The organism is Mucilaginibacter sp. SG538B (genome assembly GCF_013376065.1).
In the GTDB taxonomy this organism is placed as follows: Bacteria; Bacteroidota; Bacteroidia; order Sphingobacteriales; family Sphingobacteriaceae; genus Mucilaginibacter; species Mucilaginibacter rubeus.
The window spans coordinates 6,330-21,166 of sequence record NZ_JABMJI010000001.1 but is presented as its reverse complement, the minus strand read 5'-3'; the positions used below and the strand labels follow the sequence as shown (position 1 = coordinate 21,166).

General features: G+C 45.0%; 10 protein-coding genes. 8 read left to right on the top strand and 2 right to left on the bottom strand.

The window, feature by feature from the left end:
• Positions 1-3: 3 nt before the first annotated feature.
• Together FHW88_RS00080 and FHW88_RS00075 are read left to right on the top strand one after the other, a co-directional pair.
• The gene (locus FHW88_RS00080; protein WP_176622222.1) at positions 4-729 is read left to right on the top strand and encodes a M23 family metallopeptidase; all 726 of its coding nucleotides are present in this window, start codon (positions 4-6) and stop codon (positions 727-729) included.
• Positions 726-1,484 carry a DUF4846 domain-containing protein gene (locus tag FHW88_RS00075; protein ID WP_090534272.1) on the top strand — a complete coding sequence of 253 codons (759 nt, stop codon included), beginning with the start codon at positions 726-728 and terminating at the stop codon, positions 1,482-1,484. Before FHW88_RS00080 ends, FHW88_RS00075 begins: the two co-directional genes overlap by 4 nt.
• 124 nt (positions 1,485-1,608) lie before the next feature.
• On the opposite strand, the gene FHW88_RS00070 is transcribed toward FHW88_RS00075, so the two are convergent.
• Positions 1,609-2,628 carry an aldo/keto reductase gene (locus tag FHW88_RS00070; protein WP_176622220.1) on the bottom strand — a complete coding sequence of 340 codons (1,020 nt, stop codon included), beginning with the start codon at positions 2,626-2,628 and terminating at the stop codon, positions 1,609-1,611.
• 411 nt (positions 2,629-3,039) lie between these two features.
• On the opposite strand from FHW88_RS00070, the gene FHW88_RS00065 reads away from it, so the two are divergent.
• Both FHW88_RS00065 and FHW88_RS00060 read left to right on the top strand, forming a co-directional pair.
• Complete coding sequence (locus FHW88_RS00065) at positions 3,040-3,366, top strand: hypothetical protein (RefSeq protein ID WP_176622218.1); 327 nt, start codon at positions 3,040-3,042, stop codon at positions 3,364-3,366.
• A 66-nt stretch (positions 3,367-3,432) separates the two neighbouring features.
• Positions 3,433-5,046, top strand: coding sequence for a mechanosensitive ion channel family protein (locus FHW88_RS00060; protein WP_176622216.1), 1,614 nt, complete (start codon positions 3,433-3,435; stop codon positions 5,044-5,046).
• 201 nt (positions 5,047-5,247) lie between these two features.
• Here the strand turns inward: FHW88_RS00060 and FHW88_RS00055 are convergent, their stop codons facing one another.
• Positions 5,248-6,228 carry an acyl-ACP desaturase gene (locus FHW88_RS00055; protein WP_091172035.1) on the bottom strand — a complete coding sequence of 327 codons (981 nt, stop codon included), beginning with the start codon at positions 6,226-6,228 and terminating at the stop codon, positions 5,248-5,250.
• Between the two features lie 1,239 nt (positions 6,229-7,467).
• Between FHW88_RS00055 and FHW88_RS00050 the strand changes: the two genes are divergently transcribed.
• The 4 genes from FHW88_RS00050 to FHW88_RS00035 all read left to right on the top strand — a co-directional run bounded on the left by FHW88_RS00050 (position 7,468) and on the right by FHW88_RS00035 (position 14,531).
• Positions 7,468-8,814: a sensor histidine kinase gene (locus FHW88_RS00050; RefSeq protein WP_176622214.1), complete on the top strand. Its 1,347-nt coding sequence runs from the start codon at positions 7,468-7,470 to the stop codon at positions 8,812-8,814.
• A gap of 11 nt (positions 8,815-8,825) precedes the next feature.
• Entirely contained in the window at positions 8,826-10,913 is a 2,088-nt protein-coding gene (locus tag FHW88_RS00045; protein ID WP_176622212.1) for a cellulose biosynthesis cyclic di-GMP-binding regulatory protein BcsB, read from the top strand.
• Positions 10,914-11,112: 199 nt separating this feature from the next.
• Positions 11,113-12,966 carry a glycosyltransferase family 2 protein gene (locus FHW88_RS00040; RefSeq protein WP_176622210.1) on the top strand — a complete coding sequence of 618 codons (1,854 nt, stop codon included), beginning with the start codon at positions 11,113-11,115 and terminating at the stop codon, positions 12,964-12,966.
• Positions 12,963-14,531: a hypothetical protein gene (locus tag FHW88_RS00035; protein WP_176622208.1), complete on the top strand. Its 1,569-nt coding sequence runs from the start codon at positions 12,963-12,965 to the stop codon at positions 14,529-14,531. Before FHW88_RS00040 ends, FHW88_RS00035 begins: the two co-directional genes overlap by 4 nt.
• The last annotated feature ends 306 nt before the right edge of the window (positions 14,532-14,837 follow it).

Genomic DNA, 14,837 nt, shown 5'->3' with positions numbered 1-14,837 from the left:
CTTATGCAAAAACTTGTCCTGTTTTTTTCTTTTCTGTTGATTAGCATCGGGGCTTTAGCCCAGGCCGACACTTCTGCGTTTACCAAATTCAATGATTTTAATAACCTGGTTTTAAACGGTGGTGTCAAAAAACCGGAAGCTCAAAAGCAATTTGAAACCCTGTTAAAACGAATTAACATCCTGGAAATGATCCGTGCTGAGCGGATCATTCCAAAAACACAATGGGTATTCCCCTTAAAGGGCTATAAAAGCAGCGCCATTGGTGGTACCCATGGTAATGGTTACTTTGATAAGGGTTATCGTTACCTTGACGGCAATAAACATGGCGCCCATCCTGCTCACGATATTTTTATTAATGATAAAAACCAGGATTGTATCGATGACCGTACCAGTAAGCCTGTTGAGGTAGTTAGTGTAGATGATGGCTGGGTAATAGCCTGTACCAATCAATGGGAACCGAACAGCAATATGCGGGGAGGCAAATTTATCTGGATCTATCATCCGGCAACTCATATTTTTACGTACTATGCGCACAATAACCAGATTTTCGTAAAACCGGGTGACTACGTTACGCAAGGCCAAAAAATAGCCGAAGTAGGCCGCAGCGGCTATAACGCCTACAAAAAACGTTCGCCTACCCACCTGCATTTTTCGGCATTTAAACTGGCAGACGGCATCCCCGTACCTTATAACCCTTATGAACAGCTAAAAAAAGCCAAAACGTTATGAAAATCCTGATCACCTGCCTGCTCCTATTTCTGAATATTAATATTGCTCCTCCGGATAACGTGATTAAAAGATTCGCGGTACCGGCAGGCTATCAGCGTATAGCAGCGTCGCCCGACAGTTTCGGGGCATGGCTGCAGGCTTTACCTTTAAAGCCGGCGGGCACACCAACCAAAACTTATAGAGGCGATATTGCCCGTACCGATGTTTACACCGCTGCGGTTATTGACATGAGCATAGGCAACCAGGACTTACAGCAATGTGCCGATGCGGTGATGCGCCTCCGTGCCGAATACCTTTATCAGCAAAAAAAATACAACGAAATTTCCTTCAACTTTACCAGCGGTTTTAAATGCGACTATGCACATTATGCCAAGGGCTATCGCTACAAAAACGACCATTGGGTATTGAAAGCCAAACCCGATTATTCGTACCCGGCATTTTTAAATTACATGAACCTGGTGTTCAGTTATGCGGGCACCCTGTCCCTGCAAAAAGAATTAAAAACTGTAGCTAACCCCAATGATGTAAAACCAGGTGATGTGTTCATCCGTGGAGGCTCGCCCGGGCATTGTTTTATTGTGCTCGATGTTGTAGAAAATGCCGCTCATCAAAAGCAATTTTTACTGGCGCAGAGTTTTATGCCGGCCCAAAATATCCAGGTGCTAAAATATGATTCACCCTGGTTTGCTATGGACCAGCACAGCGGGATCATGTATGGCGAGCTGATCAGTAAAAACTATCTGAAGCGGTTTTAGATGAAGTGTATAAAAGAGCGTCATTGCGAGGAACGAAGCAATCCCCTATTAGCAGGTCCGCTCTGCATAGTTTGGGATTGCTTCGTTCCTCGCAATGACGTTGCAGTGGATTGGTAGAGGCAGGCTACCTCTTCTGCACCCTATCATAAAACCCGCCGAAGCTGTTCATTTTTACAGCATCCTCATTGAAAAAGTCGCCGGGGAAACCTAATTCAATAGCGCTTACTTCATTCAGCTTTTTGAAATGTTCGGGAGTTAATTTGGTATCGATGGCCTTGAGGTTATCATTTAACTGGTCAATTTTGGTAGCGCCCACAATGGGGATACAGCTAAAATCCCTGTCCATCATCCATTGCAGGGCAACATGACTTTCGGATACCCCTAATTCGGCGGCGATGGCTACAACCGCTTCAGTAATAGTTTTAGCCCTGTCGTTACGGCGGTTACTTTCCGGTTTTACACGTCCCTGTTCGCCGCGCAGGTATTTACCGGTTAAAGCACCACCTGCCAACGGGGCCCATGGGGTAACCGTCATGCCGTAATGTTTTGCCATCGGTATCAGCTCCCGCTCGGCAGTCCGGGCCAGCAGGCTGTACTCCACCTGTAAAGCGATGAACTGGCTCCAGCCCATCAGCCCGGCAAGGGTATTCCCTTTTGATACTACCCATGCGGGCGTATCACTGATAGCGGCATAGGTTACTTTGCCCTGTTTTATCAAGTCGTCTAACCCGCGCAGCACCTCATCAATAGGTGTAATATTATCCCAGATGTGCAGGTACAGCACGTCAATAAAATCAGTTTTGAGGCGTTTAAGGCTTTCTTCCACGCTCCGCATCATGTTTTTGCGGTTATTGCCCGATGCATTGGGATTGGTAGTATTATCTTTTAGGGTGTACTTGGTAGCCAGCACAAAATAATCGCGGTCATGATTACCCAGGTATTCGCCAATGATCTTCTCGCTGGTACCCAGTTTATAAACATTGGCGGTATCAATAAAATTGCCGCCTGCATTGGCAAAGGCATCCATAATGGCAAAGCTGGCATCTTTTTCGGCGCCCCACCCGCCTTCGGTACCGAAGCCCATAGTGCCCAGGCATAATTCAGAAACTTTAAGGCCCGAGCGGCCTAATAATTTGTAGTTCATATATGGTGATGTTTTGTGTAACGTTTTAAAATATGTTATTGGCGAAGCGCGGCAATCTTGTAACCATACATGTACAATTTGCAAGGTGGCTGAGCATAGCTACGCGGTTCCCGCGCTATCGCTTATAATGACGTGATTGTAGTCATTGATATTAAGTGTGTATTTTTAATCATTTTTTATATGTGCGTTGCCTGCGGCCCGGGCTTTCCGTTGCAAGTCCTCGCTTTTCCGGTCCACAATCCCTATACGCGCTGCGGGCTTTACACTGCAATCCCTAACGCTCCCCCGCACAACCCTGTTGGCAATAACATGGTTGGTTTTAAGAATTTATAAAACCATCCGGAAAAATACTTTCCAAACAATCCCTCCTTCAACTTTGTACTATTTAATACATCGCTAATATACCAAATTATGAAAATCATCACCCTCCATACCAATACCGACATCAACCAGTTATACCAGTTACTGCACGAAAAACTTAACCCGCTGTTTCAGGAGCAACGAAAAAGCGAATTAAATTTCACCGTTGAGCGCAAAGGCGGGGCGGTTGAAATTTCGTTGCCTGCTGTTTACGAAGGCGCCCTGTTCAGCATCGCGATTAACGGTAACGAACTTTGGATTACCCGGAATGAACATTATGTTGATGATGTAAATTCGCTCACTGTGGAATCGATATTGAACGATCTATTTAGCAATATTGCAGGTAATTTGGGTACGGATCTGGTGCAGGAAGGATAGTGGGCATAACGCAAAGCAAATTGAAATGAGCCAAATAATTTTTAGCTTTAACAGAAAAACATCCCTATGCCTAAAATTTATAGCCTGCTCATCCTTTTTCTGTTTGCTGCATTTACCACACAGGCACAAAAACTCCCTGAAAAAAACGGCGAACCGGTGATCATTAACCGGGATACCCTGTTTAAATTTTATGCCCCGCAGGGATTGTTTGATCCTAAAGAGCGCGCCGGGATTGTTACCCAACGCATTAAGGCCCTGATGAGCCGGATAGATTTTAACCCGGATTCGTTAACGCTTAAAAACGATACGTCCATATCGGTAATAACCTACAACGGCCAGATGATCATGGGCGTTAATAATACCGATGCCTCTTACTCCGAACTGAACCGGCCGCAGCTGGCAGCAAGCTATCTGTCTATATTAAAAAATAAGCTCGGCAACGTTTTTGAAAGCAACAGCCCTAAACAACTAATTACAAACGTGCTTGAGGCCGTGGCGGTTATTATACTGCTTATTGTGCTGATCTGGATTGTTAATAAAGGTTTTAGGTGGATAAAACTTAAAATTATACGGGGATGGGAAAACCGTGTTAAAAAGCTGGCAGAAAAAGGAGCTCCAATAGCCTATGCCTCGCGGCTACTTCCGTTTATCAGTGGACTGGTAAATATTGCGCGCCTGTTCATTATCCTGTTGCTGGTTTACCTGGCCTTACCGGTATTGTTTTATATTTTCCCTTCCTCGCAGCCTATCGCCACACAGTTGATCGGCTTTGTGGTTAACCCGTTGAAAAGTATCCTGCTGGCCATTGTCCGTTTTATACCCAACCTGCTTACCATAACAGTTATTTACCTGGTTACCCGCTACATTGTAAAACTGGTAAAATTTATAGCTACCGAAATAGCAAACGGGGCCATCGCTTTACAGGGTTTTTACCCGGAATGGGCTATCCCAACTTACAATATCATCCGGGTACTCATGTACGCGTTTATGTTTGTGGTGATATTTCCATATTTGCCGGGGTCGCAGTCTAAAGTGTTCCAGGGGGTTACGGTGTTTATAGGCGTACTGTTTTCTTTAGGTTCCTCGTCGGCCATTGCCAATATGGTATCGGGCATTGTACTTACCTATATGCGCCCCTTTAAAATTGGCGACCGCATCAAAGTTGGCGAAATTATGGGCGATGTAATTGAGAAAAACCTGCTGGTTACCCGCGTACGCACCATTAAAAACGAAGACGTAACCGTGCCCAATGCTACCATTTTAAGCGGTGCTACGGTTAACTATACTTCATCGTCAAAAACTTTGGGGTTGATACTGAATACCAGTGTTACTATAGGCTACGATGCCCCCTGGGAAACCATCCACAATCTGCTCATCAGCGCGGCCGAAGCAACAGAAGGCATTCTTGCCAACCCAAAACCGTTTGTACTGCAAACCGCTTTGAATGATTTTAATGTAAGCTACCAGATAAATGCTTATACCGATCAGCCCGGCAAAATGGCCATGATCTATTCGGTATTGTATCAAAACATACAGGATAAGTTTAACGAAGCAGGCATGGAGATCATGTCGCCGCATTTTACAGCTGTACGCGATGGAAGCCACATCCAGATCCCCGAAAACTACGTTGCCGATGGATATAAAAAACCGGGGTATAAGATAGAACGGGAAGAAAGCTAAAAGCCATTAATAAGCCGAAAGCCGAAGGCTATAGGAAAGAAGCTAAAAGCAAAAAGCTTAAAGCACAAAGCTATGAAAAAGAAGCGCTTTATCGGATAGGGCACAAGTCATTCACCCTCATGCCAGCCACACAAGACTTGCGCCAGAAAAGTGAAAAAGAAGCTTATCAAACCGATTGCAAAGCAAAGCTTTAAGCTAAAATCAACCGTTAATCCAGGTAAACTTATACTCCAGCATTGGGTTTTTCATGCGCTCGGCTACACGCAGTAAGCGGGCCGGAAGGTTTACCACGTAATCGCGGGCCTTTTCGCCCGCTTCGTCCAAACCTGTGATACTTTCGATGTGCCAGTCGGTCAAAAGCTCTTTCAGGATATCCACATAGTCGATAGCTGTATAGATCCCCAAACGCTGTGCAGCATCGGTGAAGTGACCAAAAGTTTGACCAACCTTTAAACCAACCTCACGCAGGAAGTGGGCAGGCATCACAATCTTTTTACGCATCATATCCTCAAAAGCTACCATAGCCTCACTTGGATCTACCTCAAATATTTTTTCGATAAAGTATTTGTAAGCTTTGGCATGGCGGGCTTCATCAGATGCGATAACACCGCACATTTTTGAAAGCAGCGGATCGCCGTATTTCTTGGCCTGTGAGGCCACGCGGCGGTGCGATACATTGGTTGCCAGCTCCTGGAAAGAGGTATATATAAAGTTACGGTACGGATCATGACCGGTACCGATGTCAAAACCATCGGAGATGAGGTACTGCGTGGAAATCTCCATCATGCGCATATCCACACGACCAGACAGGTACAAGTATTTGTTAAGCAGGTCGCCATGGCGGTTTTCTTCACCGGTCCAGTGGCGGGTCCATTTCATCCAGCCGCCCTCTTCATTGTCAGATACCCCTTCAACCATGGTAAGCCATGATTCGTAAGTAGGCAACGCTTCTTCGGTAATGGTATCGCCAATTAAAACGGCGATCAGATCATACGAAAGACCTGCGGCGCTTTCCTGCAATTCCTTAATTTCAGTAAAGAACGAGTCCCTTGAAGAATCGGGCAAAAAATCAGACGGCTGCCAGATGGTATCAATCGGTTTCAGGTATTCATGTATCTTTTCTAACATGAACTTTTCGATATGCACCATTACTTCTCTGCGCTTTTCTTCAAAAAATCTCATAACTGTATATTAGTGAGCAAAGGTAATAAAATTGTAACATTAATGTTTAAAATTTCACTGTACGGCGCTAATTGCGTCTTTCATACACAAGGGCAAATTTCTTATAACCGGCCTGCCGTTAACCAGTGAAAAACTACTGTTATAATCCCAAAGCATGCCAAAAATATCAAGCTCTTTTAAAGCCTTGCGTACAGATTTAATATAACGGCGGCGGCTATCGGCAGCGGCATATTTGTTATAGACGCTTTACGTACCACAATAATGGGCACATCATATTTCAGGGCGCGTTTTTTATAATTTGCTATTTATCATTTATAGATTGTTCGTTACCATCTCGCGGGTACGTCCGGTAATTGCTTTGGCCGCGGGTATTTTTTGCTTTTGGATTAAGTGCAGGAAAATTTTCCGCATTGTATGGAAATGATACCCCGGTGATTGAAACCTGGTCACCTATCCGGCTTGCGCCCCGGTGAATAAAAAAGAAAGGCCCGTAAAAGTGAAAATTGCAGATGATATGGTTATCGGCCAGCCTTTACCAACCTGCTTAGCTCATAGATGCTGATATAATTTGATGCACTTACGATCAGGGTTTGTTGTTTATCAATCTACGGATAAGCGTAACAATATTATACGCGGCAACTTTCCACAGTTTGGGGTTAATATGGGGCAGTTCCTTATAATTCTCAAAAAACAGGTTACTATAATCTGCGTTTTTATACCTTTTAGTTAATTTTAACCACAAATCAATTACCAGGGGTGTTTCTGTAAGGTAATTATTATCATTTAAGCGGCCGTAATGATAATCTATAACTAACCTAAATCCGTAAGTATTGCATTGCTCAACACCTTTATCTATATAGGTAAATAGCTGCGCAGTTGTCGCCGGGCCAAAAGGAAGTAAAAGCTACAGGCAGCCTAATACTTTTAAAGCCCAGCTTTTTGAACAGCAGAAAATCGGATTTTTTTAATGGCGTTTGGGCCGCTGAGCTTTCGTTCCGGATTTGCGCAAGCCATAAAATACTGATGCCCTTGCTTAAACTTTGGCCCGGTTTAAAAGCGACCTTCCGAACTTGCCGGGGAATTGGACGGCTTTTTGCAACGGCAATTATTACTGTTGGCAACAGTAACAACAAACCTGTTTAAATTATCGTATAACGAATATTTTTGTCTATCAAATATTTAACGGAGTTAATTTAAACAGCGGCCTTAATTTTTAATTACAATTCAAGATAACAAATAATGTTTGTTCAAATTAGCAACGAAGAATTAATTAGAGAGACCTCCAAAAAAGCATGGTATCAAACCAATAATATAATCTGGACAATTATATTGCTTTACCCTACCTTTTCCATAATTGACTATATATACGAACCTAATATTTGGTTGCAGTTTCTTATTGGCAGGTTAATTACTATCATGCTCATTTTAGGCTTACATAACCTTTTCCAAGCTAAAAAGTACAGTTACCGCATATTGCTCCATATCAGCTTTTTTATGCTATCGGCTACAACAGCCATGTTGTGCAACCTGGTGAACATACAACACCTTAATATTTACTTCCTGCTTTTTGCAACCATTATACTATTCTTTAATTTACAGGTTTTTTGGGAACCGTTGAATTCCATTATACAAACTTTAATGGCCTTTTTGCTGCTGGCTATTTTTTACAACCTTTTAAGTGAATATAATTTAGACCTTATATTAAGTAATGGCGGCCAAATATTTTTCATTATCGCGGGCATATCATGCCTGGTTCCCCGGGCGCGTTATAAGGTAATCCAGCGTGAAGTACGCGCACAGATCATGATCGAAAAATCAAACGAACAGCTTAAACAGCAAAACAAGGATATCAACGAAAAAAATAACCTCATCGATCATCAGTATGAGCAGCTCCGCAAGCTCGACAGCCAAAAGAACAGCTTTATCAATATTGCCGGGCACGACCTTAAAAACCTCATCGGCTCTATTATAATGAGCAACAACATGATCAGGGAGGAAGATTTCAGGCTGAGCAGCGACCAGAAAGAATTTGTGGGCTACATCGCCGAATCGGCTGATAAGATGCAGTATATGCTCAACAAGCTGATGGATGTTAAGGAGATCGAATCGCCGGATATGAAATTCAACATGGAGATCTTTGATATCAACGTTGAAGTGATGCATGTTTTTAAAGGCCTGTACGAAACTGCCCTCATGAAAAACATCCACCTGGTTGATAATATCCTGAAGCTGCCCCTCAACGTGCGGCTCGACAAAGTATTTGCAGGCCAGGTGTTTCAAAACCTGCTATCAAACGCCATCAAATTTTCGCAAACCAATAACAGCATTAAGGTAGTAACCAGCCTGCAGCGCCAGCGTTTTGTTTTCGAGATCATTGACGAAGGTATAGCCATAGGCCAGCAGGAGCTGGACATGATGTTCAACAAGCTTAAAACGCTTAACGATACGCACGGCGTTACCGAAAGCCGCCTGGGTTTAGGCTTATCGATAGCCAAGCTGATGACCCAGGAAATGGGCGGCGAGCTCAGCTACCGCAGTGATGACAACGGTAATTATTTCAGAGTAGAATTTTACGTAATAAATTAATATTGATATCAATGAATAAGTTTTTTACCTTATTAGCCTTTATCCTATTATTCAACACGGCTTCGCAGGCCCAGGGCAACAGCATTGCATCCTTTAAAGCCTACGGCCATGACGATGAGGTGGTATACGGCATGAGCGGCGCTATTTCATTTTACTTCAAGGTCACCCCTTTGATTGAAATGAATGGCAGTAAACTGGTTTTATTTTTTGAACCGTCGCAGGCATTGATAAAATCGCATTCGTACATTAACCTGGTTATTAATAACAAACCGGCATACAGCAGCCGCCTGGGCCCCGATTCTATCCAGAAGATCACCCTTAACCTGAGCCGTGCCGACCTGAGCCCCGATAAGTTCCTCAAGATCCAGATCAAAACCCTGCTCACCATTACCGACGACCAGTGTAAAGACCTGGATAACCCGGCGATGTGGTTAAGGATCAAGAACTACTCATACCTGTCGCTGGTTAAAAGCAATAAAAACTTTTTTGATAACGTAAATATCAGCAACTGCTTCGACTCCAAAAAAGCTATCGTTTACCCGTCAAACCCAAGCCTGCATGACCTTAAGGCCGTAGCCTGGGCCTATTCAAGGTTAAAAAAGACCCAAACACGTGAAATTGCGGTTTACGAAGAAAGCAAACTGCCCGACAGCGTTCGTAACTACATCCGGGTAGGCGCCATTGATAAATTACCTGCCGATGCGCGCGCATTGGTAAAAGTTACCCCGCAAAATACGCAGGGTTTATTCTACCTGCATAAATCAGTAAGCCTGCTCACTGATACCATTGTGCACATGGTTGATGTAAAAAGCCGGTTTGTGCCGGTTAAAACCGTAACGCAGGAGCAATCGCCTAAAGAGGTGCTGTTTGTTACCGGCGGCGATGATACAGGTTATGAAAAGGCCATCACCGCCCTGGGCAACATGAACATCCTGAACTCAACCTATGGCGATTACCTGCTGATCAACAAGGCCGAGAACACCTTCTTTAAAACTATCGACGAAAACCGTTCAAAGCTATCCTTAAAGCAAATTGGCGGCGTGAGCGACTTCCTGTCGGGCATTGGCTCATTAAAGAGCGCTTACAGCTTTAAAAACAGTGATTTCAGCTTCACCCCTAAAGAAGTGGAGATCCGTTTTGTTGCCAATTACAGCGGCCTTGCCCCCGGCGACCGCGGCTTCTTCAACATATACCTTAACGGCTTACTTATCAGCAGCGAAAAGCTGGATGCATCGGGCAAGCTGAACAGTTCCATCACCATTAACCGTTACCAGCACCATAAATACAACACGCTGGAGGCCGAATTCAGGTTTTACCCTACCAATGGCAACTGCCGCAACAGCTTTACCAACTTTTTTGCCGAAGTTGACGTTGACAAATCATACCTCGAATCAAAAAACCCCTTCATCACCAGCGACCTGAGCTTTTACCAGTATCCCGAGGCCTTTAACAACGGCACAACCAAAATTGTAGTAAGCGAGGAATACGCCAAATATGCCGCCGGTGCCATGGGCGAGATCATTTATGAGCTTAACAATAACATCAACGCCAACAACTTCCCCGAGTTTGTTTACTCGAAAGATTTGAAACCAACTGACTTCAAACAATACAATATCATAGCCCTGCTGTCAAAAGATGATAAAATACTTAAGGAGTTTCGCGATGCCCCTATCCAGTTCGACAGGAACTTCAGGCTGTACAACACCGATAATAATAAACCGGTTTACGCGCTTTCGGATACGGTATCAAACGGCCTGGCGCAAATCTTTTACGGCGTAAGCAACAATGCCACCCTGGTGCTTACCGCTACCGGCACGCATGTTTCTGAAGCTTTTTTGGCGGTATCCAAATCCATTACCGAGCAGCTTTCAACCCTGTCGAGCAACGTTTGTATCTCGGATGTTAACTCCAACAAATACCTGTTCAACATCAACAAATCCAGCGAAAACCTGGAATACATCGATACCAAGAGCGGCCTTACCCGTTTCTGGGACAGCTATAACCTGTACATTTTGCTGGGCATCCTGATCCTGATCCTGCTTTCGTTCTTGTATGTGCGTTCAAAAGTTCAAAAATCGCAGGATCTGTTTAACGATTAGTACCTCACCCTGTCCTCTCCAAAGGAGAGGGTTTTAAGAAAAATGAAGTTAAAGTCCTCTCCTTTGGTGAGGATTTAGGTGAGGCTAAGGCATCATCATAAATACAATGACAAACCGCCTGCCCTCTCCAAAGGAGAAGGCTTAAAAAAAGCTTCCTCTCCTTTGGAGAGGGCGGGGGTGAGGTTATAAAACACCTAATATGGATACATTGAGTATTTCTGTTCCTGAAATTTTGGTTGCCCACGGATTTATTTCGCCGGCCGACCAGGAAAAGATCCATGCTTTTTCGGAAAGATCGGGTATGTCATACCTCAAAATAGCCCTTAACTTCGGCTATGTTTCCCGCAAAAACTATGAACGCGCCTTGGGCAACGCAGGCTACCACTTTGCCGAGATCCGCCAGGAAGCCTTCGACCAAAAGATCCTCGACCAGGTTGACCTTAAATTTGCCAACGATCAGCTGGGCCTCCCCCTCCGCATCGAAAACAATAAAGTGGTTACCGTTATGGCCGACCCAGGCAATGAACTTTTCCTCGATTTTGTAAGGTTTACGTATGACATGGAACCCGAAGTTATCGTAGCATCCGACCTGGAGATCACCTGGCTAAGCCACAAGCTTACCGGGCAAAAATATGTGAAGGCATCCGTTTTCGAGCTCCTTAAGCGCGATCCTAAAAGCTCGGCCTCAACAACGTTCACCACATCGCAGCTGGTTTTCATTTTTGCCTTGTGGGGCATTACCGCCATCGGCCTGTTCCTCAACTTCAAAAATGTATCCATCTCCATTAACTTAGTCATCAGTTCGTTTTTCCTCATCGCCATTATCTTCAAACTGTTTTTGGCGCTGGTAGGCTCCCGGTTCGAGCTACACCAGGCCGTCACCAAAGATGATTTGCGCACTATCGTAAACGAAGAACTGCCTGTGTACACCATCCTGCTGCCCGTTTACAAGGAGGATAAGCTGATCAAAAAACTCATCTGGAACCTGCAAAGCCTCGACTATCCGCGCCAGCAGCTGGATATCAAATTGCTTATTGAAGAAGATGATGATAAAACATTAAACGCCGTAAAAAACCTCGATTTCCCCTCGGTGTTTGAAGTTATTGTGGTGCCTTTCCACATGCCTAAAACCAAACCGAAGGCCTGCAACTACGGCCTGCATTTTTCGAGGGGCGAATACCTCACCATTTACGATGCCGAGGATATCCCCGATACCGATCAGCTTAAAAAAGTGGTGGCCCTGTTTCATAAGCTGCCCGAAAACTATATCTGCATTCAAAGCGCCTTAAACTACTTTAACCGCAACGAAAACTTCCTCACCCGGATGTTCACCCTCGAGTATTCGTACTGGTTTGATTATATGCTGCCCGGTTTGGATACGCTGGATATCCCCATCCCGCTGGGCGGCACCAGCAACCACTTTAAAATGGACGCGCTGATTGAGCTTGGCGCCTGGGACCCCTTTAACGTAACCGAAGATGCCGACCTTGGCGTACGCGCCTATGCCAAAGGCTACAAGGTGGCCATAGTAAACTCCACCACGTATGAAGAAGCCAATAACAACTTCTGGAACTGGATCCGTCAGCGCTCGCGCTGGATCAAGGGCTACATGCAAACCTACCTGGTGCACATGCGCAACCCGCCGGCCCTCATCCGTAAAATAGGCTTTCGCGGTTTCCTGGGTTTTAACTTTTTCATCGGCGCCACATCAGCCACCTTTTTAATTTACCCGGTGCTGCTCATCATCTTTATCTGTTACCTCATATTTGATTTTTCAACCATCCGCAATTTGTTTCCGGACTGGGTGCTGTTCATGTCGATATTTAACCTCATGGTGGGTAATATCCTCATGATCTATATCAACATGATGGCCGTATTTAAACGCCGCTATTTCGAGCTCATTTTGTTTGCCATAGCCAACCCGGTTTACTGGCTCATGCACTCCGTAGCAGCCTATATGGGCCTGTACCAGCTCATCACCAATCCGTTTTACTGGGAAAAAACCAACCACGGTTTAAGTAAGGTTAATAACCCCACAAACGTTATTAAATGAAAATTGCCAAAAGTACATACCTGTTTATATTTACCCTGGTGCTGGCAGCCTGGTACCTGGTTATCGGCATATACCTTAACCACTTAGGCTATTATAACCAGGAAAGCCTTTTTTATATCGAAAAAACAAAGATCGTGTTTGAGGGGCTGGGCAACCGCCTCAAGGTAATGGGCTTAACCGCCCCGCTGCTGCCCTTTTACTCCTCGCTTATATTTTCGTGGGTAAACGGTTACCTCGCCCCGGTCATAGCATCGGCACTGGGTACGGCAGGCTTCTTCTATCTTATTTCGCGCTCGTTTGTTATCCGGGTGAAGGATGATTTTTACCTCATCATGGTAGCCCTGCTATTTTTGCTGCACCCCGGTATCATTTACATGGCCTGCTCGGGCAAAGCCATTTACCTGGTAGTGATCTTCGTGTACCTGTTTTTCCTTAACCTGCTTAAGTTTTACCGCTCAAACACCACGTTCCACGTATCCATAGCCAGCATGTGTTTGGTGATGCTCATTTTTTGCGATTACCGCTTCATCTGGCTTACCCTGTTCTTTATTCCGCTGGTGCTGTCTATCACGCTGGCCAGCCTAAACCTGGGCGAAAAGGAATCCATTTTCAGGCTGTTCATGAGCTTTAACAGTCCGTCGTTAAGGCGTAAGCTTATTAATAAAACCTTTGCCATTTATGTGATCCTGTTCATCCTGCCCGTGGTATCGCTGGTTTGCTATAAACTGCTTAACCAAACCCACGCCAGCGACTATAACTACTTTATGGAAAGCCCCCTGGCCACCTGGAACGTACTGGTCGACAAGCTGAATTACGATACCGCCGCCACTGCCGTAAACTACCAGCTGCCCGAACTCAGCATCCTGGTATCATTAAGGGTTATTTATTTTTGTCCGCTGATACTGTTTGGCCTGTACCTGCTGCGCGAAAGTACTTATCATGTGCTAACCGTGCTCACCCTGTTTGCCTTTGTTGAGTTTTTGCACATTAAGTACGATAAGCTTTTCCTCACCTACCAGTACTACCTTATATTTTTATTTGTGGCGCTGCTGTGTATCATATTTAAGGTGCGTACCATTAAAAATATGCTGCCCCTTAAACTGGGCCTGGCCTTTGTAATGGTACTGCAGCTGTATACCGGCTACACCTTTTTAACCAACTCGCTCATTACCGACGAGCGCCGCTTCATCACCACCCTTAGCCGGCTGGAACCTAATACCGATCAAAACGAAAGCAAAGAAATAGCAGCCTATATCAATAGCCTGCCCGATGGTACGCACATCCTCATGGACGATGCCGTATCATACCCCATTGTGGCCTTTACCAACAATATCAAAAAACTAACCCTGCCCTACCAGCTCAATTCGTTCCTGTCGGCCATTGAAACCCCTTACAAATATGACGACTATATCCTGATAGCCACCCCCAAAAATCCCTTCACCGGCTACACCCAGCTCAGCGACCGGTACATCCCCGAAATCCGCCGCCTCAACAGCGGTGTAAACTACAAACGGGCGTATGAAACGGATGGGTGGATTTTGTACAAGGTGGTAACGTTGCAATAATCAGTTGGCAGTTTTTGGTGGGCAGTTTGCAGTTAGTTTTTTAGTGGCAGTAGCAGCAGCAGTTGCAGTGATAGCGGCCTGTCACCCTGAGCCTGTCGAAGGGTCGCGCGCAGAGGCCTAACCCACCATGCTTCGAGAACCTCAGCATGACACCCGTTTTAATGTTGTCAACCTGAGTGCAAAGGCCTGTCACCATCAGCTTGTCGAATGGTCGCGCGCAGAGGCCTCACCCACCATGCTTCGAGAACCTCAGCATGACACCCGTTTTAATGTTGTCAACCTGAGTGCAAAGGCCTGTCACCCTGA

Bases quoted from the DNA above. Each gene is read 5' to 3' on its own strand.
- FHW88_RS00065 (WP_176622218.1), top strand. From the start codon at position 3,040: ATGAAAATCATCACCCTCCATACCAATACCGACATCAACCAGTTATAC.
- FHW88_RS00075 (WP_090534272.1), top strand. From the start codon at position 726: ATGAAAATCCTGATCACCTGCCTGCTCCTATTTCTGAATATTAATATT.
- FHW88_RS00050 (WP_176622214.1), top strand. From the start codon at position 7,468: ATGTTTGTTCAAATTAGCAACGAAGAATTAATTAGAGAGACCTCCAAA.
- FHW88_RS00060 (WP_176622216.1), top strand. From the start codon at position 3,433: ATGCCTAAAATTTATAGCCTGCTCATCCTTTTTCTGTTTGCTGCATTT.
- FHW88_RS00040 (WP_176622210.1), top strand. From the start codon at position 11,113: ATGGATACATTGAGTATTTCTGTTCCTGAAATTTTGGTTGCCCACGGA.
- FHW88_RS00070 (WP_176622220.1), bottom strand. From the start codon at position 2,628: ATGAACTACAAATTATTAGGCCGCTCGGGCCTTAAAGTTTCTGAATTA.
- FHW88_RS00035 (WP_176622208.1), top strand. From the start codon at position 12,963: ATGAAAATTGCCAAAAGTACATACCTGTTTATATTTACCCTGGTGCTG.
- FHW88_RS00045 (WP_176622212.1), top strand. From the start codon at position 8,826: ATGAATAAGTTTTTTACCTTATTAGCCTTTATCCTATTATTCAACACG.
- FHW88_RS00055 (WP_091172035.1), bottom strand. From the start codon at position 6,228: ATGAGATTTTTTGAAGAAAAGCGCAGAGAAGTAATGGTGCATATCGAA.
- FHW88_RS00080 (WP_176622222.1), top strand. From the start codon at position 4: ATGCAAAAACTTGTCCTGTTTTTTTCTTTTCTGTTGATTAGCATCGGG.